At 60.1% G+C, this 23,739-nt stretch carries 16 protein-coding genes and 1 pseudogene; 9 read left to right on the forward strand and 8 right to left on the reverse strand.

The genetic code is table 11. The annotated features are described in order from the left end of the window. Window positions 1-82: 82 nt before the first annotated feature. The 3 genes from dxs to AC3WK8_RS14410 form a co-directional block, all read right to left on the reverse strand. A complete protein-coding gene (gene dxs / locus AC3WK8_RS14400; RefSeq protein WP_103325189.1) occupies window positions 83-1,984 on the reverse strand; it encodes a 1-deoxy-D-xylulose-5-phosphate synthase in 1,902 nt (633 codons plus the stop codon). 112 nt (window positions 1,985-2,096) lie between these two features. Next, window positions 2,097-2,984, reverse strand: a complete 888-nt coding sequence (locus tag AC3WK8_RS14405; protein ID WP_022641261.1) for a polyprenyl synthetase family protein — start codon at window positions 2,982-2,984, stop codon at window positions 2,097-2,099. Beyond that, window positions 2,981-3,223 carry an exodeoxyribonuclease VII small subunit gene (locus AC3WK8_RS14410; RefSeq protein WP_022641260.1) on the reverse strand — a complete coding sequence of 81 codons (243 nt, stop codon included), beginning with the start codon at window positions 3,221-3,223 and terminating at the stop codon, window positions 2,981-2,983. The genes AC3WK8_RS14405 and AC3WK8_RS14410 overlap by 4 nt, the downstream gene beginning before the upstream one ends. A gap of 436 nt (window positions 3,224-3,659) precedes the next feature. Between AC3WK8_RS14410 and AC3WK8_RS14415 the strand changes: the two genes are divergently transcribed. From AC3WK8_RS14415 to nirK, 7 genes are all read left to right on the forward strand, one after another. Beyond that, window positions 3,660-4,451, forward strand: a complete 792-nt coding sequence (locus AC3WK8_RS14415; RefSeq protein ID WP_085596929.1) for a YfaP family protein — start codon at window positions 3,660-3,662, stop codon at window positions 4,449-4,451. Between the two features lie 37 nt (window positions 4,452-4,488). Further along, window positions 4,489-6,201: a DUF2138 domain-containing protein gene (locus AC3WK8_RS14420; RefSeq protein ID WP_103325187.1), complete on the forward strand. Its 1,713-nt coding sequence runs from the start codon at window positions 4,489-4,491 to the stop codon at window positions 6,199-6,201. Further along, window positions 6,186-6,845 carry a DUF1175 domain-containing protein gene (locus AC3WK8_RS14425; protein WP_103325185.1) on the forward strand — a complete coding sequence of 220 codons (660 nt, stop codon included), beginning with the start codon at window positions 6,186-6,188 and terminating at the stop codon, window positions 6,843-6,845. The genes AC3WK8_RS14420 and AC3WK8_RS14425 overlap by 16 nt, the downstream gene beginning before the upstream one ends. Window positions 6,846-7,000: 155 nt before the next feature. Continuing rightward, a complete protein-coding gene (locus tag AC3WK8_RS14430; protein ID WP_103325184.1) occupies window positions 7,001-11,563 on the forward strand; it encodes an alpha-2-macroglobulin family protein in 4,563 nt (1,520 codons plus the stop codon). A gap of 1 nt (window position 11,564) precedes the next feature. Further along, window positions 11,565-13,208, forward strand: a complete 1,644-nt coding sequence (locus AC3WK8_RS14435) for a DUF2300 domain-containing protein (protein WP_103325182.1) — start codon at window positions 11,565-11,567, stop codon at window positions 13,206-13,208. A gap of 3 nt (window positions 13,209-13,211) precedes the next feature. Then, on the forward strand, window positions 13,212-14,027 hold the full coding sequence (locus tag AC3WK8_RS14440; protein ID WP_103325181.1) for a YfaP family protein: 816 nt from the start codon (window positions 13,212-13,214) through the stop codon (window positions 14,025-14,027). A 103-nt stretch (window positions 14,028-14,130) separates the two neighbouring features. After that, window positions 14,131-15,222 (forward strand): copper-containing nitrite reductase, encoded by a 1,092-nt coding sequence (nirK, locus tag AC3WK8_RS14445; RefSeq protein WP_103325179.1) that lies wholly within the window; start codon window positions 14,131-14,133, stop codon window positions 15,220-15,222. Window positions 15,223-15,282: 60 nt separating this feature from the next. Here nirK and AC3WK8_RS14450 read toward each other — a convergent pair whose 3' ends face one another. The 3 genes from AC3WK8_RS14450 to AC3WK8_RS14460 all read right to left on the reverse strand — a co-directional run bounded on the left by AC3WK8_RS14450 (window position 15,283) and on the right by AC3WK8_RS14460 (window position 17,322). Beyond that, a complete protein-coding gene (locus tag AC3WK8_RS14450) occupies window positions 15,283-16,365 on the reverse strand; it encodes a dienelactone hydrolase family protein (RefSeq protein ID WP_085596936.1) in 1,083 nt (360 codons plus the stop codon). Between the two features lie 125 nt (window positions 16,366-16,490). Beyond that, entirely contained in the window at window positions 16,491-16,940 is a 450-nt protein-coding gene (locus AC3WK8_RS14455; protein ID WP_103325177.1) for a DUF3828 domain-containing protein, read from the reverse strand. A 10-nt stretch (window positions 16,941-16,950) separates the two neighbouring features. Beyond that, window positions 16,951-17,322, reverse strand: coding sequence for a cytoplasmic protein (locus AC3WK8_RS14460; RefSeq protein WP_103325176.1), 372 nt, complete (start codon window positions 17,320-17,322; stop codon window positions 16,951-16,953). 764 nt (window positions 17,323-18,086) lie between these two features. Between AC3WK8_RS14460 and AC3WK8_RS14465 the strand changes: the two genes are divergently transcribed. Both AC3WK8_RS14465 and AC3WK8_RS14470 read left to right on the forward strand, forming a co-directional pair. After that, the gene (locus AC3WK8_RS14465) at window positions 18,087-19,067 is read left to right on the forward strand and encodes a glycosyltransferase family 2 protein (RefSeq protein ID WP_178088021.1); all 981 of its coding nucleotides are present in this window, start codon (window positions 18,087-18,089) and stop codon (window positions 19,065-19,067) included. Between the two features lie 407 nt (window positions 19,068-19,474). Then, window positions 19,475-20,680, forward strand: a pseudogene (locus tag AC3WK8_RS14470) (ISL3 family transposase). A gap of 576 nt (window positions 20,681-21,256) precedes the next feature. On the opposite strand, the gene AC3WK8_RS14475 reads toward AC3WK8_RS14470, so the two are convergent. Both AC3WK8_RS14475 and AC3WK8_RS14480 read right to left on the reverse strand, forming a co-directional pair. Beyond that, the gene (locus tag AC3WK8_RS14475; RefSeq protein WP_103325172.1) at window positions 21,257-22,609 is read right to left on the reverse strand and encodes an ABC transporter ATP-binding protein; all 1,353 of its coding nucleotides are present in this window, start codon (window positions 22,607-22,609) and stop codon (window positions 21,257-21,259) included. Further along, window positions 22,599-23,438, reverse strand: coding sequence for an ABC transporter permease (locus AC3WK8_RS14480; RefSeq protein ID WP_103325229.1), 840 nt, complete (start codon window positions 23,436-23,438; stop codon window positions 22,599-22,601). The genes AC3WK8_RS14475 and AC3WK8_RS14480 overlap by 11 nt, the downstream gene beginning before the upstream one ends. Between the last annotated feature and the right edge of the window lie 301 nt (window positions 23,439-23,739).

Raw genomic sequence — 23,739 nt, forward strand, 5'->3', positions numbered from 1 at the left:
GTTCGGTCGCAGGATGTGCTGGGCTGCGGATGGGGAGAAGCTGGCGCCCGCGTGGCGGGCGCTCAGCAAGGGGCCCGACAGCTTACGCCAGGCCCAGCATTTGCAGGCGCTGGCGGATCGAGGCTTCGATGCCGGCTTCGTCGAGGCCGCACTCGGCGAGCATCTGCGCCGGCTTGGCATGCTCGACGTAGGTGTCCGGCAGGCCCAGGTGCAGGACCTGCTTGAGCAAGCCTTCCTGGGCCAGGAACTCGCTGACCGCACTGCCGGCGCCGCCCATGACGGCGTTTTCCTCGATGGTCACCAGCAGCTCGTGGCTACCGGCGATCTCGCGCACCAGGGCTTCGTCCAACGGCTTGACGAAGCGCATGTCGACCACCGTGGCGTCGAGCCTCTCGGCCACTTTCAACGCTTCGGCCATTTGCACGCCGAATACCAGCAGCGCTACTTGCTTGCCCTGGCGACGGACCAGGCCCTTGCCGATCTCGATCGGTTCCAGGTCCTTGTCGATCGGCGCATTGGGGCCGGTGCCGCGTGGGTAGCGCACCGCTGCCGGACCGTTGTACAGGTGGCCGGTGCTGAGCATCTTGCGCAGTTCGTTCTCGTCGCTCGGGGTCATCACCACCATGCCGGGAATGCAGCGCAGGTAGGACAAATCGAAGCTGCCGGCGTGGGTCGGGCCGTCTTCGCCCACCAGGCCGGCGCGGTCGATGGCGAACAGGACGTCGAGGTTCTGCACCGCGACGTCATGCACCAGCTGGTCGTAGCCGCGCTGCAGGAAGGTCGAGTAGATCGCCACCACCGGCTTGGCGCCTTCGCAGGCCATGCCGGCCGCCAGGGTCACGGCGTGCTGCTCGGCGATCGCCACGTCGAAGTAGCGCAGCGGGAAGCGTTCGCTGAAGGTCACCAGGTCCGAGCCTTCCTTCATGGCCGGAGTGATGCCCACCAGGCGCGAATCGGCGGCTGCCATGTCGCACAGCCATTCGCCGAACACGCCGGAATACTTCGGTCCGCTGGCTTTCTTCGGCGCACTGGCCGGAGCGTCCAGGGGCTCGAGCTTGGTGATGGCGTGGTAGCCGATGGGGTCGACTTCTGCCGGGGCGAAGCCCTTGCCCTTCTTGGTCACCACGTGCAGGAACTGCGGGCCCTTGAGGTCGCGCATGTTGCGCAGGGTGGCGATCAGGGTCGGCAGGTCGTGGCCGTCGATCGGGCCGATGTAGTTCCAGCCCAGCTCTTCGAACAAGGTGCCGGGGACCAGCATGCCCTTGGCGTACTCTTCGGTGCGGCGGGCGATTTCCCAGGCGCCGGGCAGGCGCGACAGCACTTTCTTGCTGCCTTCGCGCATGCTGGCGTAGGTACGGCTGGAGAGGATCTTGGCCAGGTAGTTGGACAGGCCGCCGACATTGCGCGAGATCGACATGTCGTTGTCGTTGAGGATCACCAGCATGTTGGCGTCCACTTCCGGCGCGTGGTTCAGGGCCTCGAAGGCCATGCCCGCGGTCAGGGCGCCGTCGCCGATCACCGCGATGGCCTTGCGCTCGCTGTTCTGCAGGCGGGCGGCGATGGCCATGCCCAGGGCGGCGCTGATGGAGGTGCTGGAGTGACCGACGCCGAAGGTGTCGTATTCGCTCTCCGAGCGCCGGGGGAAGGCCGCGAGGCCGTCTTTCTGGCGCAAGGTGCCCATCTGTTCGCGGCGACCGGTGAGGATCTTGTGCGGATACGCCTGGTGGCCCACGTCCCAAACCAGCCGGTCGTCCGGGGTATCGAAGACGTAGTGCAGGGCGATGGTCAGCTCGATGACGCCGAGGCCGGCACCGAAATGCCCACCGGTCTGGCCGACCGAATAGAGCAGTTCCAGGCGCAATTCATCGGCCAGGGTTTCCAGCTCGGCTTCGCCTAACCGGCGCAGGCCGTCCGGCGTCTGGGCACGATCGAGCAGCGGTGTGCTCGGGCGTTTGCGGGGAATCTCATGAAACGTCGTGGGCATCAGGCGAATCGTTATAGGTGTAGAAAGAGGCGGCAGTTTACCTTATGCATCGCAAGCTGCCCACGCAGAGCACCGAACTTGGCCGATATGCGGTCCTGTGGATCGCCGTCGGTCAGTTGCGGCGCGCAACGATATACCGGGCCAGTTCGCGCAAGGGTTCGGCTGCTGCGTCAAACGGCCGCAGCGCATGCAGCGCCTGGTCGCGCAGTTCCAGGGCATAGGCCTTGGCGGCTTCCAGGCCCAGCAATGCCGGGTAGGTCGGCTTGTCCCGGGCAATGTCGGCGCCCTGGCGCTTGCCCAGGGTCGCGGTATCGCTCTCGACGTCGAGAATGTCGTCCTGGACCTGGAATGCCAGGCCAATGGCCTGGGCATAGGCTTGCAAGGCCTTGAGTTCGTCTTTCTCGGCAAGACCGCTGGCCAGGGCGCCGAGGATGACGCTGGCCTCGATCAGGGCGCCGGTCTTGTGCCGGTGCATGTATTCCAGGGCCTTCTGGTCGAGCTTGAGCCCCACCGAGCCCAGGTCGATGGCCTGGCCGCCGACCATGCCCGCCGGGCCTGCGGCCTGGGCCAGGGTCGTGACCATGCGCAGGCGGATCTCGGCGTTGGCGTCGCTCAGGCGCGGGTCCAGCAGGGCACTGAAGGCCAGGCTCTGCAGGCCGTCGCCGGCGAGGATCGCGCAGGCTTCATCGAACGCCTTGTGGGTAGTGGGCTGGCCGCGACGCAGATCGTCATCGTCCATGGCTGGCAGGTCGTCGTGCACCAGGGAGTAGGCGTGGATCAGCTCCACCGCGCAGGCCGCGCCGTTGGCTTGTTCCGGCTTGCCCCCCAGGGCCTCGCAGGCGGCGTAGGCCAGTAGTGGGCGGACGCGCTTGCCGCCATTCATCACGCTATAGCGCATGGCCTCATAGAGGCGGGCCAGCTCGGGACTGGGGGCGTTGAACAGCGACTGTAGCGCCGCGTCGACGCGGGCCTGGCTGCTGGCCTGGTAGGTGGCGATCATTCTGGCTGTTCCGCATCGAAGGGCTGTTCCGCCAGCTCGCCATCGCGCTCCAGCAGTACCTGTACCTTCTGTTCGGCCTGGGCCAGGGCCGCCTGGCAATCACGGGTCAGGCCGATACCCTGTTCGAAGGCGGTCAACGAGTCTTCCAGCGACAGCTCGCCGTTCTCCAGACGCTCGACCAGGGTTTGCAGGTCGGCGAGGGATTGTTCGAAATCTAAGGCAGCTTTTTTGCGGGCCATGGCGGCTATCCCGGGTGACGTTAAACCGGCGCGACACTAGCAGACAGCGGGTTTTCGGGCAAATGAGAAGCGCCCGCTGAAGCTCTGGATCGCCAGTGCGCGTGCCATCAAAATTCGCCGGGGATCATCTGCGTTAAACCTTGCTGGCGGTGGCGCAACGGCAGCATAGACAGCAATGAGCGGGAGTGGCGCAGGACCTGCGGAATTGCTCCTGGCCTGCGGTTGGTGATGTCACTGTAATGGCACGAACGGCGCGGCCTCCAGGCCGATGCCTACTCCCTCGCAAAATCCCTTTTCCCCAATTGTGCAACACACGGCAAATCGATAATCTGCGCCCTTTCAACGCCCTATTATCGTCGGGCGACCTTCCGAATATTTCGCAGCCGCGCCGAGGATCTGGCGCCAGGGTTTTCCCATGCATGGCAGGACGCAATACATGCGCGCTCTATCCTTCCTCTTGTTGACCCTGCTGGTGTCCCCTGGTGCACGGGCCGAACCTTCGGCCCAATTGCAGGAGCCCCTGGGCGGCTGGCGCTACTCCGGCTTGCTCGACCGCACCGAACAGGACCGCGTGGCCTACCCGACACCGCCCATCGATCGTGGCATCCAGCGCAACCGCACCATGATCGAAGGCCAGCTCAAGGCCATTGGTCATATGCGCCAGCCCCACAGCCTGTCGGTCAACGGTAATCCGCTCAATCTCTACACCGACGAACAGGGGCGCTTCGGTCGTCCCTATGCCTTCGGTGCCGGCTCCAACAGCGTCGAAGTGCGCAGCTCCGAGGGCAAGTCACTCAAGCGCGTGCAGTTCTACGAGTCCAACCCGAACAAGACCCCGCCACGTATCCGCGTGGTGCTCGGCTGGGACGATCCCAAGGCCGAGCTGGACATGCATATCATCACGCCCGACGGCCAGCATGCATTCTTCGGCCATCCGGGCCTGACCAATGGCGGCGGCCTGGACCCGGACGGGGTCGACGGCCCGGGGCCGGAGATGTTCACCATGACCGCTCCGCTGCGCGGTACCTACCTGATCTATGTCAACTACTGGGGCAACTTCGGCAGTGGCGGCTACAACTTCGATGAACGCAGCAACCAGAACGAAGTGATCACCTCGCAGATCAACCTGATCCTTAACGAAAACACCGTCGATGAGAAACGCGAGACCTTCATCGTGCCCATGCGGGCCATCGGCGACCTGTTGCTGGTCAAGTCTTTCAACTATTGAACATCCCGCACCACGGATGAATTGGGCTTTGTGAATCATGAGCGAAAACACAGCATCCCCGGCGGCCGGCGTCCCCGGTAGCGAACAACCCGGCAGCCAGCGGCGCTGGCCGGCCCTGGTCATGGGCCTGTGCCTGGCGGCGGCCGTCGCCACCGGCGTGGGCTGCAAGCCCAAGACCTCGGTGGCCGAGCTGCCCGGCGACAAGCTGGGCCTGAGCCGCCCCGATGGCTTGCTGGAGACCCACTCCCTGGCGCAGTTGCCCAAGGACTTGCTGGCGGTGCCGTTCCTGCGTGAAACCCTGACCGAGGACTTCGTCTTCTATTACCAGACCCATGCCGACCGCCTGGGCCTGATCGGCAGCCTGCGGCGGATCATCTACGAGCATGACCTGAAGCTGCAGGACAACCTGATCGAGCAACTGCTCGACCAGCCGGCGGACATCGCCCTGTGGCGCGGCGTCGATGGCCGGCTCAAGGACTTCCTGCTGGTGATGGACCGTGGCGGCCTGGCCAAGCTGCTCGAGCCCCTGGCCAAGGCTGCCCTGGATGACAGCCAGTTGAGCAAGCTGGCCGAGCTCAAGGTCGGCGGCGATGCGGTAACCCTGTACCAGCTGAATTTCAACGCCAACAAGTCCCTGGCCTTCGCCTCCTTCGGCGACAAGCTGGTGGTGCTGTCCAATCCGACCCAGCTGTATGACCTGGCCTCTGGCGTCAGCGACGTGCACGGAGCGGTCTCCACCAAGGCCCTGGAAGCGCTGCTCAACGGCGACAAGCTGTTCCCCGAGGCCTTTGGCCTGGAGGCGCGCAAGCCCGAGGTGCAGCAGCGCCTGGCGGTCAACTCCAGCGTCCTGGCCATGGGTTACCAGCGCTTCATCCCCAACTTCGCCGGCCTGCGCTTCGACATGGACGACAAGGGCTGGCACAGCTACCTGGCCATGGCAGAACAAGAGGACCAGCCGGACTTCGACTTCAAGCCGATCTGGCAGGCCATGCCCATGGGCGCCAGCGCCTGCGTGGCGCTGCCCCTGGCGGCGCAGCAGCAGAAGCCGCTGCTGGTCAAGCTCGGCGCCGAGGAGTCGGTGGCCCAGGCCCTGACCGAACACATGTCCGGCAGCGCCGGGCTCTGCTGGTACGCCGACTCGCGGCTGTACACGCCGCTGCTGGTGGCCAGCCTCAAGGACAAGGACAGCGCCAAGCTCGACGCCGACCTGGGTAAGTTGTTCGGCTCCATGGTGGGCTCCCGCGAGAGCAAGGTGGCGCAGCGGATCTTCCCGGTGGTCGAGCAGCAGGACGGCAACGTGCACCAGTGGCAGCGCCAGGTCAGCTCGAACTTCGGGCCGTATCCGGCCAAGCAGGCCAAGGACCCGCAGGCCATCACCGGCCGCGCCTTCATGCAGGTCAGCCTGGCCCGCCATGGCTCGACCCTGGTGTTCTCCCTGGATGACAAGCTGGTGGGCAAGGCCCTGGGCACCCTGGACAAGCGCTTCCCGCCCCTGGCCGACGTGGCGCCGAAGAACGCCATGATGCCGATCTACCTGGGACCGCAGTCCCTGGCCCAGCTGATCCAGCAGGAAACCTTCGACAGCCTGCCCCAGGACATGGAGCCGGTGTTCAACAACGCCGCGCAGACCTACCTGGTGCCGAAGCTGCGCACCCTCGGTGGTTATGGCAAGTACGCCCTGACCCTGCCTGAGGGCAGCGAGCCCAACGGCCATTGGCAGTGGCTGCCGCTGCAATGGCAAGCGCTGTGAGAGCCTTGCGCCACGGCTTGAGCAGCCTTGGCCTGCTGGCCCTGTTGCTCAGCAGCGCAGTGGGCGCGACCACGGTCGCGCCGTTGGACGTGCAGCAGTCCCAGGTGTTTCGCGCCTGGTTCGTGCGCATCGCCCAGGAGCAGCTGAGCCAGGGCCCGAGCCCGCGCTGGTACCAGCAGGACTGCGCGGGGCTGGTGCGTTTCGCCGCCAATGAAGCGCTCAAGACCCATGACAGCAAATGGCTGCGGGCCAATGGTTTGTCCAATCGCTACCTGCCCCCGGAGCTGCAACTGAGCGAAGGCCAGCGCGCCCTGGCTCAGCAGTGGCAGCAGGGCGGCGGCAAGCTCGGCCCCTACGTCAATGCGATCAAGCTGATCCAGTTCAACAGCCATCTGGTGAGCCGCGACCTGGGCCAGGCGCGCCCCGGCGACCTGTTGTTCTTCGACCAGGGCGACGACCAGCACTTGATGATCTGGATGGGCCGCAACATCGCCTATCACACCGGCACCACCACCCCCACCGATAACGGCATGCGCTCGGCCAGCGTGCAGCAACTGATGACATGGAAGGACACCCGATGGATACCCGACCCCGCCAACCCCAACTTCATCGGCATCTTTCGCCTGAACTTCCTCTCCCAATGAGCGAATCCCGTGCAAGCTGCGTGAAGACTGCTGCGTTCGCCAATACTGCGTTGAAAACAGGCTCGGAATGCTCATTTACAGCCAGTAGACTGCGCTTGCTCGCCTGTTTTCGCCTTGTCTTGCCTTCACTCGCGACGTCTTCACGCGGCTTGCCTATGTCCCGTTTTCTGTTCCGCTTGACCCTGGCCTTGACCCTGGTGGCCCCCGTGTCCCTGGTCAACGCCGAAGACTCCGTACCCGCCAGCGATTACGCGGCAGTCGCCGGGGAGAGTTTCTTCCTGCTGTCCGACAGCAGTTTTGCCAGCGACGAGCAGGCCATGGTGCGCCTCGAGGCGCCGGGGCGTGATTACCGGCGCTTTCGCATGGAACCCTATGGCGGCGCGGATATCCGGGTCTACCGGATCAACCAGCCGCTGGACTTCCTCAAGCGCCAGAAAAACCTGCACCGAGTGGTCAGCGATGGCCAGTTCAAGGGCGAGGGGCTGTCCAACACCCTGGCCTACCTGTGGGACAACTGGTATCGCAAGTCGCGCCGGGTGATGCAGCGCGCCTTCTCCTATGAGTCGCGCAAGCAGGTAACCGAAGAGGTTCCGGAGCTGAAGGTCGGCAACTCGTTGCTGGCGCCGACGCCCTACGATGCCCAGCCGCAGTTCGGCCTGGTCCCGGGCTTGCCGCTGGTGACCCAGTTCCGCTACCCGCTGTGGCAGGCCAAGCCGATCCAGCCGCCAGCCGGGGTCAACCTGGCCGGGTCCTCCAGTGACTTCATCAACGTCGCACCGGGCAACGTCTACATTCCCCTTGGGCAGTTGAAGCCAGGCCTTTACCTGGTCGAAGCCCTGGTGGGCAAGTACCGCGCCACCACCATGGTGTTCGTCTCCAATACCGTAGCGGTGAGCAAGGTCGCCGGTGACGAGTTGCTGGTCTGGGCGGCGGGCAAGCACGAAGGCAACTCGGTACCCAAGGTCAACGTGCTGTGGACCGACGGCCTGGGCGTGATGAACAGCGGTGCTACCGATGAGCAGGGCCTGGTGCGCTTGAAACACGTCAGCCCCGAGCGCTCCTATGTGATCGGCGAGGACCAGGAAGGCGGGGTGTTCGTCTCCGAGAACTTCTACTACGACAGCGAAATCTACGACACCAAGCTCTATGCCTTCACCGATCGGCCGCTGTACCGCCCGGGCGACTGGGTCTCGCTGAAGGTCGTCGGGCGTGAGTTCAAGAATGCCCGGGACTCGGTGCTGCCCGGTGCCGGTACGGTGAATGTCAGCGTATTGGATGCTGCGGGCACCGCCCTGCAGAACCTGACCCTGAACCTGGATTCCAAGTCCGGCACCCAGGGGCGTTTCCAGCTCCCGGAAAATGCACTGGCGGGCGGTTATGAACTGCGCCTGCGCTACAAGGACCAGGTCTACAGCAGCGCCTTTCGCGTAGCCGAGTACATCAAGCCGCACTTCGAGATCGCCCTGAGCCTGGCCAAGTCGGACTTCAAGACCGGCGAGGCGGTGAAGGGCAACCTGGTACTGCTCTATCCCGATGGCAAGCCGGTGGCCAACGCACGCCTGCAACTGAGCCTGCGGTCCCAGCAGCTGTCTATGGTGGACAACGAGTTGCAGTACATGGGCCAGTTCCCGGTGGAACTGACCAGCACCGAGCTGACCACCGATTCCAAGGGCAGTGCCAGCCTCGACCTGCCGGCGGCGGACAAGCCCAGCCGCTACATGCTCACCGTATTCGCCAGTGACGGCGCGGCCTATCGGGTCAAGACCACCAAGGAAATCCTCATCGAGCGTGGCGCCGCGAGCTTCAGCCTCAGCGCCCCGCAACGCTTCAGCGCGGTGGGCGACAAGGTGCAGTTCAGCTACGCCAACCAGAACACCAGCGAGCAGAGCAAGAGCGTCTTGCCCAGCCGCTACAGCTGGGTGCGCATGGAAGACCAGAGCACTGGCGAAGGCAAGCTGGCCGCCGGCGACAGCGGTTTTGTCCTGGCCTTCGAGCGTCCCGGTACCTACAACCTGACCCTGCGCGACGAGCATGACCGGGTCGTGGGCGGTACCAGCCATTCGGTCACCGGCGAAGGGGTCAAGGCCGTGCCGGGTACCGTGGAGATCGTCCTCGACAAGCCCGAGTACAAGTCTGGCGACGAAGCCCTGGCGCTGATCACCTTCCCCGAGCCGATCAACGATGCGCTGCTGTCGCTGGAGCGTGACAAGGTCGAGGCCACCGCCTTGCTGTCCCAGGGGGGCGATTGGCTGAAAGTGGAAAAACTCAGCCCGACCCAGTACCGCGCCCGGGTGCAGGTCAAGGACAGCTTCGCGCCGAACCTGACCTTCTCCGTGCTCTACACCAAGGGTGGCGAATACAGCTTCCAGAACGCCGGGATCAAGGTGCTGACGCCGCAGATCGATGTGGCCATCCAGACCGACAAGGAAAAATACCAGCCGGGTGACACCGTCACCGTGGACCTGTCCACCCAGTTCGCCGGCAAGCCGGTACCGGCCCACCTGACGGTCAGCGTGGTGGACGAGATGGTCTATGCCCTGCAGCCGGAAGTGGCGCCGAGCATCGACCAGTTCTTCTACCACCCGCGGCGCAACAACGTGCGCACCAGCGCCAGCCTGTCGTTCATCAGCTACGACGTAGCCCTGCCGGGCAGTCCGACGGCGCCAGGCAAGGCCAACCGTAGCGAGCGTGGGGTCAAGGTGCTGGAGCGTCCGCGCCGTGAAGACGTCGACACCGCTGCCTGGCAGCCGGAGTTGGTCACCGACGGCAGCGGCAAGGCGCGCTTCACCTTCCGCATGCCCGACTCGCTGACCCGCTGGCGCATCACCGCCCGGGCCATCGCCGAGGATGGCCAGGTTGGCCAGAAGAAGCAGTTCGTGCGGTCCGAGAAGGCCCTGTACCTGAAGTGGAGCGGCCCGACCCGCTTCCGCAGCGGCGACAAGCCGGACCTTGGGGTCTTTGCGTTCAACCAGTCCGAGCAGCCGGTCAAGGCAGAACTGGTGGTGCATTACGCCGGTGAGTCCCAGCGCTTGCCGTTGACCCTCAACAGCGGCATCAACTATGTGGCCCTGCCGGCCATCGCTCCGGGCAATGGCGAGTGGAGCGCCGAGCTGGTGCAGGGCGGCAAGACCATGGACACCCTGGCCGTGCGCCTGGCCAGCAACGGAGCTGGCTGGCAGACCGTGCAAACCCAGAGCCTGGACGTGGTCACCAACAGCACGCCACTGGGCTTGCCGGCCGATGCCGGGGAGATTCGCCTGCGCCTGGATGACAGCCCGCAAGCGCTGTTCCGCGCCGCACTGGATGACCTGCTGGAATACCCCTACGGTGGTGTCGAGCAGACCGCCAGCCAGCTGTTGCCGCTGAGCGTCGCCTATCCGGCCCTGGCCAGCAATCCGCAGGTGCGTGATCGCTTGCGCCTGATGATGCAGAACAGTCGCTTGCGCCTGGTGCACATGGCCGGGCCGGAAGCGGCATTCACCTGGTGGGGCGAGGACGCCGATCCGGATGCCTTCCTCACCGCCTATGCCTATTACGCCGACTGGAACGCCAGCAAGGTGATGGACCTGAACCTGCCGCCGGAGCATTGGCAGCGAGTGCTTGAGGTCTATGCCAAGCAGGCTGGCAATACGCCGTTGCTGCAACGTGCGCTGATCCTGTCCTTCGCCCGCGAGATGAAGCTGCCGATCAATACCCTGGTCAGCGGCCTGATGGACGATCTGGCCAAGGCCGGCTCGGGACCGCAAGCCAGCATGCAGGACGACAGCGTCGACAGCCTGGTGATGGACAGCCCGGATTCGGCCCTGGGCCTGGCCAGTGCCCGGGTGCTGGCTGCGGCCCTGGCGCGGGACGCCAAGGTCACGCCACCGCCGGCGTTCGTAGCCCAGCTGGAAGCGGCGCAACAGCAGATGGAAATCAGCTCCCAGCCCTTCGCCCAGGCCTTGAGCCTGTCGCTCAAGCCGTTCGACCAGGGCGCGACGCGCGCCTTGCTGCAACGCCTGCTGCCGTCGCAGTCGACCCTGGAGCGGGCCCTGGCCCTGACCTGGCTGCAACGTAGCGTGGCCCAGTCGGCGCCGGCTACGAACCTCAACCCGGGGCAAGGCTGGCAACAGCGCCAGGGCGCCAGCGGCGAAAGCTACTGGCAATGGCAAGGCCCGCAGGTTCCTGCGGTGCTGACCCTGGACTCGGTGCCGGAGCGCCCGCTACGGGCCTCGGTGAGCTACCTGAGCAAGCAGGAAGCCGGCACGCCGGCACCGGTGAATATCTCTCGCCGCCTGCTGCGCCTGGTACCGGGGGACGAAGCCTTCACCTTCAAGCTGGAGCCGGTGGGCAACAAGCCGATCGCCAGCGACGGCCTGTACCTGGATGAAGTGGTCATCGCCAACGAAGGCAAGCGCCCGCTGCTGTACGGCATGCTGGATGTGCCGTTGCCGCCGGGCGCCGATGTCGAGCGCACCACCTGGGGTATCAAGCTGGCCGGTCCTGCGGGCAGTGAAGCCGCGTCGCTGGAGAAGGCCCGTGCCGAACCGGGGCAGATGAGCTACCGCGTGCCGCTGGATGCGCTGAACGACAGCAGCGAAGTGCGCCTGCGCCATCTGGTCCGCTTCTCCCAGAAGGGCCAGTTCAACTTGCCGCCGGCACGTTTCTACCAGGTCTATGCACCTGAGCATCAGGCCCAGGAGCGTACTCCGGCCTTGGGCCAGGTTTCGGTCAAGTAACATGCTGCGACGTTGGACCTGGCTGTGTTTGTGTTTGCTTCCTGGGCTGGCGACGGCCCAGGACGAACCTCTGCGCCTGGCCTGGAAAACCGCACCGGACAGCGAGCTGGTGAGCCTCTCCAGGACCCAGGTGCTGGCCCGCGAGCCGTTGCCCGAGAGCTTGCAAGCGCCCCTGGGCAGCGTCTGGAAACTGTTCGTCTACGCCTGGCTGGTGGACACCGGCGCCCAGGAACCGGCCTATGCCTGCCAGGGCAAGTCCAAGGAAGAGGTGTACTGCTGCACGGTCGGTAACAGCATCGCCCGCGACCAGGCCCTGGTGCGTTCCTGCGGCCTGTACTTCGAGCCCGCGCGCCTCAAGGTGTCGGCCAGTGACTGGCGCAGTTACTGGCAGGCGCGCCAGGCCCCGGGCTGGCTGCAGGATCTGCAGCAGTTGCAGCCACAGACTCGGGTTCCGGTGGCTGAACTGCTGCAAGTCCTGGCCAGCTTGCCGGCCCGGGATACCGCGCGCCGGGTATTGCTGGACGTGGTTCTCAACGCCGGTGATGGCACGGTGGTGGGGGCGCTCGGTGGGCGGCTGCGGGTCAAGACCTGGAGTTGGCTAGCCGAGCGCGACCCGCAATCGCGCGAGGGCGGTTTCGCCGGTTGGCTGACGGACGGCACGCCGTTGTGGGTCGGTGGCCGCGGTACTAGCCAGCGGGTCCTCAAGGAGCATGCCCAGGCCCTGGATCAGTTGTTGCCGGTCAACATGCCGCTGGACAAGGGCCGCTGCGTCGAGGTCAGCCTGTTTTCCCGCTATCCGCTCAAGGGCGTCAGCCAGAATGGCCAACCTGCCAGGCCCGGTGCCCTGCAAGGGGATTACCAGGTGGCGTTCGCCAATGGCAACCAGTTGGATATCCACAGCGCTGGCGAGTTGTTCCTGCAGCAGCAAGGGGCCGCGCAACGTTTGGTGGCGCGCCTGGATCGCGAAGAGTACGTGGCCCGGGTGCTGCAACGCGAAGCCAGCAGCGAGCCACGGGAGGCGGCCAAGGCCCTGGCCGTGGCGATCCGTACCTACCTGTTGCAGAACGCCGCTCGCAGCGGCGAGTGCCTGAGCATCGACGACAGCAGCAGCCGCCAGCGAGTCGCGCCGCGTCCGGCCACTGCCGAGGCCCGGGCCATTGCCGCCTGGACTGGCGACCTGGTGCTGGCTGGAACCCAGGTCACCTATCACTCCGACCTGCAGGCGCCAGACAAGTTGTCCTGGCAACAGGCGGTGGAGCAGGCCGGTTCAGGCCAGCGCTACGACGCTATCCTGCTGCACGCCTATCCGCGCGCCAGCCTCAGTCGTTGGGACAATCCGGTGGCCTCCTGCGAACCCCTGCCGGCGGCCCAGGAGTGGCTGCTGAAACAACGGCGGCGCTGGCGCCAGCCGCTGGAGCAGGAGGTCGGTTACAACGAAGTCAGTCAATTGGCGGTGTGCCGCCTGGGCTTCGGCCGGCCTTACGTCGATCGCGAGCGACAACGCATCTACGTACGTGGCGTGCTGTCCCTGCAGGACCGCCTCGACCTGACCCACGAATACCTGCACCTGGCCTTCGAAGCCCATCCCAATGGCCAGGATGAAAACTACATCGAAGGGCTCGCCCGTCATCTCTTACTGGAATAGGTCATGAAATTTCCTGCTTCCCCGGTGCTCCTGTTCCTTTGTGGAATGTTCAGCCTGCCTGTGGCCCTGGCCGACAGCGGCATCCAGCTCGACACTCCCAAAGGCGGTTGGCGTACCCGTGCCGACGACGGCGAACAGTATCGCCAGAGCGTCAACTACCCGGCTTCTTCGGTTAACACTCCACAAGGCCAGGCCGATACCGCGCGCATCCGTGGGCAGATCAAGGGGGCGCCCAAGTCTTCGCAGCCGGGCAAGCTGATCGTCAATGGCCTCAGCATGCCGCTCAAGGTGGACGAAGACGGCGGCTTCGACCGGCCCTATTCGTTCCCCAACGGCAGCAACAGCGTCGAGGTGCGCAGCCCCGACGGCCAGCAGCGCAAGCGTGTGCAGTTCCTCAACACCGGCGCTGGCGTCACGCCGCCCAAGCTGCGGGTGCTGTTGTCCTGGGACAGCGACAACACCGACCTGGACCTGCACCTGGTGACTCCGGATGGCGCCCATATCTGGTACGGCGATCGAGTGGCTCCCAATGGCGCGGCCCTGGACGTCGATGTGACCACCGGCTACGGGCCGGAGATCTTCTCCATGCCGGTACCGCTCAAGGGCCAGTACCTGGTGTATGTGAACTACTACGGTGGCGGCTATCGCACTGACGACGACGGTGACGGCGGCCAGGATAACGCCGTGCAGCCCCTGACCACCGCCCAGGTCACGGTGATCACCGAGGAAGGCACGCCGGACGAGAAGAGCGAGTCGTTCATCGTGCCGATGCGCGCCCCTGGCGAACTGACCCTGGTGCGCAGCTTCAGCTATCCGTGATCGGCGCCGGTCAACGGCTCATGGGTTTATTGCCCTGAGACAATACCGGCGCCCGGCGTTTGCCTTGCAATGAATCACCATTCGTCGGCAAGGAAACGCAAGCATGGGTGCTGTTCAATCGTGGTTGAAGTGGTGTGTGGTAGCTGGCGGTTGGGCTTCTGGCCTGGCGTTGGCAGCGGGTGCGGACGGTCTGCAACGGGTCAAGGTGGAGCTGGTGACGCCGCCCCAGGTGCATGCTCACGAGCAGGTGGTCAGCGGACCGCCCAAGGTGATGCAGTTCCACATGCGCGTCGAAGAGAAAAAGATGGTGGTGGATGACCAGGGCACCACGCTGCAAGCCATGACTTTCAATGGCTCCATGCCCGGCCCGACCCTGGTGGTGCACGAGGGCGACTACGTCGAGCTGACCCTGAGCAACCCGGCCAGCAACAGCATGCCCCATAACATCGATTTCCACGCGGCCACTGGCGCCCTGGGTGGTGCGGCGCTGACCCAGGTGACCCCGGGCCAGGAGGTGGTATTGCGCTTCAAGGCCGATCGCAGTGGCACCTTCGTCTACCACTGCGCTCCTTCGGGCATGGTGCCGTGGCATGTGGTTTCCGGCATGAGTGGCACCCTTATGGTGCTGCCGCGCGATGGCCTGAAAGACCCGGCTGGCAAGCCCCTGCATTACGACCGGGCCTATACCATCGGCGAGTTCGACCTCTACATTCCCAAGGACAAGGACGGGCATTACAAGGATTATCCGAACCTGGCCTCCAGCTACCCGGATACCCACGCGGTGATGCGCACCCTGACTCCGAGTCACGTGGTGTTCAACGGTCGGGTGGGCGCCCTGACCGGAGCCAACGCGCTGACCGCCAAGGTCGGCGAAAGCGTGCTGTTCATTCACTCGCAAGCCAATCGCGACAGCCGCCCGCATCTGATCGGCGGCCACGGCGACTGGGTCTGGACCACCGGCAAGTTCGCCAACGCCCCGCAACGCAACCTGGAAACCTGGTTCATCCCCGGTGGCTCTGCCCTGGCGGCGCTCTACACCTTCAAGCAGCCGGGCACCTATGTGTACCTCAGCCACAACCTGATCGAGGCCATGGATCTGGGGGCTCTGGCGCAGGTCAAGGTCGAGGGGCAGTGGGATGACGACCTGATGACCCAGGTCAAGGCGCCGGGGCCGATAGCGCAGGCCAAGCAATAGTTCTGGACGGGTGCTGCGCCGCAGGTTGAAGCCATGGACCCGCGGCGCCATGGACAATGCTCAGAGGTTGAGGATGAACTTCAGATAGCCCGGATACACTTGGCGCCAGTCGTCCTGGAAGCTGTGGCCCTGATCGTGTTCGTGGCTCTGCAACTGATTGCCAGGCTCCAGGGCCTGTTGCGTGGCGACTGTGAGCTTCTGATTGCTTTCGTGCTCCTTGGCGCCATGGACGATGACGATGCGCTTGTCCCGCGCTTTGGATTCGCCAAAGGGAATCCGGTAGCCGCCGGGTGACAACAATAGTGCGCCGCTGTACTGCTGTGGGTACTCGGCGATCAGGTGCGAGGCATGCTCGGCCCCCTGGGAGAAGCCCATCAGGGCAATTCGCGAGCGATCGATGCGGGTCTGCTTCTCCAGCTTCTTCAGGGCCGCACTGACGGCCTCCTGAGTCGGTGCTGCCGACTTTTGCTGCCACATGAATTGATGCTCATCGCGCTTGAGGGTGCCATTGATACCCACCAGAACCGCTTTTTCCCCCAGCAGGTCGGTACGCATATCGAGGTCGTCGCTGCCTTCGGTACCGAACCCCGACAACCAGACCAGCACTGGCCAGCCTGCGGCCGGCGCCTTGCCCTGGGGAATGCTGAAGGCCGCGAGGCCCGCATCCCTGGCCCTGGCCGGGTAGTTCTTCTCGGCGGCTTGCAGCAGCTTCTTGTAGGCCGGGTCTTGCTGAAGGCCTTGCAGTTCGTCGTCCTCCTTGAGGATCACCAACTGCCAGAAGCCGCGCTCGCGGGCCTGGTCGAGGTATTGGGCGGCGCGCTTGTTCTTGTCCATGGCGGCCAGGCTGCCGGCGGCCTGGTAGGAGGCGAAGGCATTCTTCGGGTCGAGACGAGCGGCGGTCAGGTAGTAAGCCAGGGCGCCGGCATAGTTGTCGTGCTGGCTTTTTTCATTGTCCCCGGCTTCGATGAAGTCTTCGGGACTGGCATCGTCCAGGTACAGGTTGGCCATACCCGCCAGGCCCTGCCAACGGCCCTTGGCAACGTCTTCCGATGCTTGCGCATGGGCGCCGATACTGGTCAGGCTGAGGATGGAGAATAGTGAGAGAAACGACAGTGGCAGGCGTACTGCGGCCGGCAACGACATGACTGGAAGTCCTTTTTCAGAGAGGAACGCCCCGGGAGCGGGCCCGGGGCGGCGCGCAGCTTAGCACGCCGTCCGATCTGTCTCGATCTTTGGCAAGAGCAGCCGAGGTGGCGCCGGCTACAGGCTCAGTCGCTTTGATCGGCAGTGGAAATCACTTCGTCGATCTTCCAGCAGCCCTTGTCCTTGACCATGCGCACATCGACGATCTGGGTGGTGTCCGGCGTGTTGCCCAAGGTCACTTGTTCCTTGGCGGTGGAACCCTGGATCTGCGGTTCGCTGACCTGGATCTGGGTCAGCCATTCATCCATGTAGTCCTGGGCCTTGAGGAAGTAGTCCTCTTCCAGGCCTTCGGGACTTGCCATCTGTTTCTTGATCTTGGCGATCAGCGACTCCGAGACGTACTTCTTCATTTCGGGGGCGTTGTCGGTGACTGGATCCTTGTCCTGGCTGTAGGTCTGCAGGTACCAGCTGTAGAACGCCTGGGTTACAGGTTTGGGCGAACTGGCGCAATCGGCCATGGCCAGCGGCTGGTGCAGGGCAATAGCCGCCAGCAGCGAGCAGAAGAGCATTCTCATGGGGAACCCCTTACGGATGACGGTAGATTTTGTATTCAGGCTTCTGTACCCGATAGGAGTGCCCCGGGTAGAAGCCGTGCAACTGCTTGAAGTCTGACACCCAAAGCTTGCCGTTGAACATCGCCATATGGCCGTGGGGATGGCCGGGAATGGGTTGGATGATCACCACGTCACCTGCCTGTGGCGCCTGGCCGGCAGGTTGTTCGACGAACCCCACCGCGGTCAGAGAAGGGCCGAAGTCCTTGGCCGAGTGCTTCCTGTGCAGGATTACGCCGCCACCGCCGGCTTCGATGGCCTGCCGGGTGTAGGCCGCACAACGCCCAGTGCTGCCAGCGTGGGCGTGAGAGTTCAAGTGACTGATGGCGGTTTCTTTATTCCACATTCCTTGTCATCCATAAGTGCTGGAAAGGGTGGATTTTATTTGATTTTGGTTGCGCCAGAAATATTGGTGACACGCCTTTCTGTAGGGTATTAGGAGTGGATCACAGTTATAGATCAGGCTTATGAAGACATGGAGGACGGTGGTGCTAGAGGCGGCGATGCAGCTTTTTTGTACAAGTGCGGTTCAGCCTAGGTGCAGTCCATGTAACTAGCCCTGGATACTCCTGACGCTTCATACATTCGTGAAATCCACCGAGAGCTCCATCATCCGGCATAGCATTCAGAGCAGAAAGAGAATTCATTCACGGGGGACGAAGGTGCATCTCAGTTTAGCTTTCGGGCAAGAATACTGTAGCTTTTTAGGTTCTCTTGCTCCATTTTAAGCGCGGAATTTTAAGCGCGAAGCCGTCTCTGCTCGCTTTCAACGTCGATGATAGAGCGCGCTGGCAGCGCTGAGGGGCGCCCGTTACGTACAGTTTTCAACCAATTATCCAAGGTTTTGAGCGAGATATGTAGCGGTCGGAGAGCTGCCATTCGACCATCTCTCTGCGAGAGTCATTGCTTGGCTTTGAAGTTGCTGGTGTAATTGCTACGGATTTGCTGTGGTATAGATGCCTACCAGATTGCAGTTAAAATATTGCTTCTTGGTGCCTGTCGCGAAGGAACAAGCCCAGTAAGTGGGCAGCCCTTCACAACGCACGAACATGTTAATCTCAGCACCAACTTTCGCATTGAGAATGGAGCACTCGCGTGTCTGATCCAGCTATGAAAATCGCAGTCCTAATTCCCAGTTACAAGGTAAAAAGCCATATATTGGAGGTTATCCAGCAAATCGGGCCGGAGGTTTCTAAAATCTATGTCGTTGACGACTGCTGCCCTGATAGATCTGGAGATTATGTCGTCGAGCATTGTGCCGATGCTCGGGTGACCGTATTGCGAAACTCAGTGAATCTGGGCGTTGGCGGTGCTGTTATGACTGGGTATAGAGCAGCCATTGCGGACGGTATGGACATCATCGTAAAAATTGATGGTGATGGGCAGATGGACCCTAGCCTGATCATCGATTTCGTCTCACCTATAATTTCCGGCAATGCTGACTACACCAAGGGTAACCGTTTTTTCAATCTGGAAAAAATTTCCGAAATGCCAAAAATTCGGATGTTTGGAAATGCGGTGCTATCCTTTATGACAAAGCTGTCCTCAGGTTACTGGGAGCTTTTTGATCCCACAAATGGCTATACCGCAATACACTGTGAGATTGCTAAGCAACTTCCGCTCGAAAAAATAAGCCAACGTTACTTCTTTGAAACTGACATGCTGTTTCGATTGAACACATTGGGTGGAGTGGTTGTTGATATTCCAATGGATGCCAAGTACGAAGACGAGGTCAGCAACCTAAGGGTCTCCAAAGTAATTGGAGAGTTTCTCGTAAAACACATTAGAAATTTCAGTAAGCGAATTTTCTATAACTACTACCTTCGTGGCATGTCGCTGGCCTCACTCGAGTTGCCACTGGGTTTGTTTCTGCTGACTTCAGGAACTATTTTTGGCTTCGCTCACTGGATTGAGTCGATGCAGGCTAACGTACCCACGCCTGCGGGCACCGTTATGCTTTCGGCACTTCCTGTCATTATTGGAATCCAGTTCTTGCTCGCCTTTATTGGCCACGATATTTCTTCATCACCGCGACGTCCTTTCCATATTCTGCGTAAGAAACATGCTCTGCCGAAAAAGGATAGTCATTGATGATTTGGTTGACAGCGCTTGCTTGTGTTGTCGGCCTCGCTACTGCTTAGATTTTATAAAACTAGTGCCGCGTCTCTGCGAAAGGTCGCGGCAACTAGTTTGATTCGATAGCCCTGCTTATTCTGTTTCTAGCTCTTGAACTGTATAGGAACTCTACGCTTGCATGGATCCGGGTGCTGTATGGAATTTAATTTTGTTAACAGCATATCTGATGGTGCGAGTATTTGTGCTGATGCCCGGTTTAACATGTTTAGTTTCAATGCTTCGTTGGGGTGGCATAGCTACTGTAAACGCAGCCATCACTAATATAAGGTTCTTCACGGAATCCCGGGAAACACAGAAACAAGAACGCCGATTTGATGGATGATGTTAGTGCGAACAAACACATCTAAAAAACCGGCGTTCTTATGCGCGATATTAATACGTTCCTTCCGTTTTGGGAGGGTTTTTCTGTGGCCGCCATCAAACCTGAGGGTAGCGCTTTACAGATCGATCTCGTCCCTCTGAGCACTCGATTTCCTATCTGCAGCGGTTGCAACGAGCCCAGCACAACCACCCATGAATACTGTCAGCGCTTCATCCGAGACCTGCCCATCCTTGGGTAACCGGTGCGGCTGAACGTCGAGCTCAGGCGAGTTGGATGTGGCGCCTGCGGCAAACGAATGGAGGGTGTCAGCTGGCTTGACCGCTACTCCCGGATGACACGCCGCTTGGCTGAAACCGTCATCCAGACCTGTCGACGACTGCCTACCTTGCATGTAGCTCAATTATTCGGATTGCACTGGGATAGCGTGCGATTACTGGAGCGACGGGCTCTGCAGAGGGAACTGGATGCACTGCCTGTAGCCCGCCCCCGGCGATTGGTCATGGACGAGTTTGCCCTGTTCAAAGGGCATCGCTACGCCAGCGTTGTGCTGGATGCCGATACCCGCCGGGTGCTCTGGGTCGGCGAAGGACGTAGTCGGGCCGCAATCAGGCCGTTCTTTGAAGAGCTGGGGCTTGAGGGTTGTGCGCGGATTGAAGCGGTCGCGATGGACATGAACACAGCCTTTGACTTGGAGGTGCGCCAGCACTGTCCTCAGGCACGGGTGGTCTACGACCTGTTTCATGTGGTGGCCAAATATGGGCGAGAAGTGATTGATCGAGTACGGGTCGATGAAGCCAACCGCCTGCGTCATGACAAGCCTGCACGCAAGGTCATCAAGCAAGCGCGATGGCTGCTGTTGCGAAACCCGGAGAATCTCAAGACCGCGGATCAACAGGTGCACTTACAGGATCTGCTGGCTGCCAATCAGCCGTTGATGACGGTTTATCTGATGAAGGCAGAGCTCAAAGCGCTGTGGTCGCCCACAACTGCTTGGGGCTGGCGATCAGCGTGGAAACAGTGGCTGCGTCTGGCCGATGAAAGCGCGATACCCGCTCTGAAGCAATTTGCCAAGCGTTTGCAGGGCTACTGGCGGGGCATCGTTAGCCGGGTGCGCTGGCCGATGCATACGGGTCAGTTGGAAGGGATCAACAATCGAATCAAGGTCATCAAGCGGATGGCGTACGGTTACCGGGATAGCGAATTCTTTTTCATGAAGATCAGGAGCATCTTTCCCGGTAATCCGTGAAGAACCTAATATAATGGCTTCGCAAGGGCACGCTTATCCAAAAAGCTTGATACAAGGAATGGGCTGTAGATATTTCGCACTCGACTGTGTTGAGTTGAAGATCTGAAATGAGCGAAGCGCTTAGAGTTAGTTAATACGTGTAGGCGGCTAATGAGCCTTTGTTGTAATCCATCGTACAATATTTTTAAGAAACTATGTTCAGGTGTCAGTTAGTGGCGCCTCGGTAAGGCCTTTATAAATTTACTGTTCATGTCGATAAGTCTTCGTGTCGATATACTGTATTTTTCAAAGTAAAGATAAAAGAAAATACATCAGTGAGATTGGTGTTGAAGGTGTAATCTCAGTAGTTTCTGCAGTGTACTGAATGTGCCTTTTCGGTCAGTATGGATGAACTCCAGGTCTCGATGAAAAGATGCTCGTGCATTGCCGCCATTAATCAGAAGAACTAAATATAATTGGTGGCGGCTGTATTTGAGAACTGCTCAGTCGTCTATTTAGAAGAATAAGGCGGTTCAAATTTTTTGATTTTTTCATTTGCCTTAATATCCGTGGTCTGAGGTGTTAATTTTTTTGGTTTTATATTTCGCTGCTTGTGATCGATATATCTGGAACGCACTTGAAGTCTATCACGCCGGTTGCTAATTGATCTTCAGTTGGCAGTACGCGAAATAGGCAGGCATCCAGCAAGCGATGCAGGTAAGTTTCCTCACCGTTTATTGTGCCAAGTACTCCGGCATTGAGGAAATAAGTGCCCATGTTAAGATTGCAATCAAAAGCAAACTCTAACTGGATGACGGAGCCTGCCGATACGTAGCTGATTGCGTCTTGGGAGCTTACGGCAGTTGCAGATCCACCCAGTTCGACACCTGCCAAGGTCTTTATCATCATCCCGAACCGTACGCTGGTAGCGGCAACAGAAAAATGGACTTTGTAAATATAACGATAAGTAAGCCCGCGCTTCAGGCAGTTAACAGGGTCGCCGGCGAGATTGACAATGTAGGGCGGTTGAATGACTGCGCCAATTGACTCATAGGACAGTTCACTTTGAGACTTAAGATGTGGATCGTAGAACTCATCTACTTCTTTCTTGGGCGCAAGCGCTACAGCTGATTCGGTAGGAGCATTTAAGGCGGACAGTGCCGCATCTCCTTCTGCACTAACTGCCGCACGGATGCTATCTAGCTTTTCAGAGGGGGCATAGAGCAGACGTTGATACTTTCCAATCACATTTTTTGGTGCGCCTTCGGTGAGCTTAATCCCCCGATCCAATAGTATTGCTCGATCACATAAATCAACAATTGTGCCGCCGGAGTGTGAGACAAATAAAATCGTAGCGCCTTTTGCTTTTATCGCTTCAATCCGCGCGAAGCATTTTCGTTGAAAAAGTTCGTCGCCTACAGATAATGCCTCATCCACAATTAAAATTTGTGGGTCAACATTAATTGCGACAGCAAATGCAAGGCGAACCATCATTCCGCTGGAATAGCTTTTGACCGGTTGGTCAATGAAGCTGCCAATATCGGCAAAGGCTTCTATTTCTGAAAATCGAGTGTCTGTCTCTTCGCGGGAAAGGCCTAGTACTGCAGCGTTCATGTAAACATTTTCACGTCCACTGAAATCAGGATTAAAACCTGAGCCCAACTCAAGTAAAGCAGCCACACGCCCTGCCGTTTGAACTTCGCCAGATGTAGGCGTCAGGGTGCCGCAAATAATCTGTAATAATGTTGATTTACCGCTCCCGTTACACCCAATAATGCCTACGGTCTCGCCTTTCCGTACGGAAAACGAAATGTCTCGTAATGCCCAGAACTCTCTAAAATACTGTTTTCGACGACCGTTGAACATCTGTAAGAAACGATCGCGGGGATTGTCATAGATATGGAAGCATTTGCCGATTTTATCGACCTTAATTGCTAGCTCAGAGCACATCAGAGAAACCTTTACGCATTTTCTGGAACAATACAAAGCCTGCCCAGAACACGATCATAGCTATCGCCATATATTTGCCCAATCCGATGAAGTCCGGAATCTTGCCCCAGATTAGAACATCACGTGCTTGTTCAATGATGAAGGTTAGTGGGTTAGCCATTATCAGCGGTTGAAACTCAACTGGTAGATTCTTGACAGGGAAGAATACTGGCGCGAGAAACATCATCATAGTAGTTATGATGGCAACAGTTTGTCCAACATCTCGCAAAAAGACCCCCAGCGCAGCTAGTAACCAGGCAAAGCCTAGCGCCAGAACCAAGAGCGGGAAAAGGACCAAGAGAAGGAACACAACGTGCCAATGCGGCCAATCAATCAGTAGCGTGTAGGCCACCAACCAGACCGCCAAACTCACCATCGCATGAAATAGTGCAGCGCAAGCGGTAACTATAGGCAAAATTTCAAGAGGAAATACGACTTTCTTTACGTAGTTAACGTTACCGACGATCAGCATGGGGGCTCGGTTAAGTATTTCCGCAAATAAACCATAAACAATCATGCCGACAAATAGCACCACTGCAAACATTGCCTTACTTTCTTCAGCTCCGTTTTCTGTAACTCCCCACCGAGAGCGGAATACTACCGAAAAAACAAAGGTATAAACTCCAAGCATCAATAATGGGTTGAGAAACGACCAGCCTAATCCAAGGAATGAACCTTTATAACGACCGATAACTTCGCGTCGAGTCATCTGCCATATCAGCTGACGGTGTATCCATAGATTGCGTAGAAGTACCCATAGAGAGATCGGTTGAGGCGCATGCGGGTTCATTGTCCGGTCCCTGTTTTTACCGATATGTTGCATAGAATATAAATAATAATCCACTCTCCTTGACCCAACTCAGCTCCGTCCACATTGAGAGCACAGCGGTTGGGCCTGCCCGGGACAATGTCAGATCGAACAAAATATCCTGAGTCGACTCGAATAAATCGACAAGAGGCAAGAATGGCGAGCGTTTAGCTATGCAGTACTTGCCACTTGGTACAGAGACTACTTCATCCGATCGTCTCTGCCTCAACGCCTATATAAAATATAAAGGAGAGATAGGGTCATCCATGCCTCCCCCCCTCTT

The organism is Pseudomonas sp. FW507-12TSA, assembly GCF_058781435.1.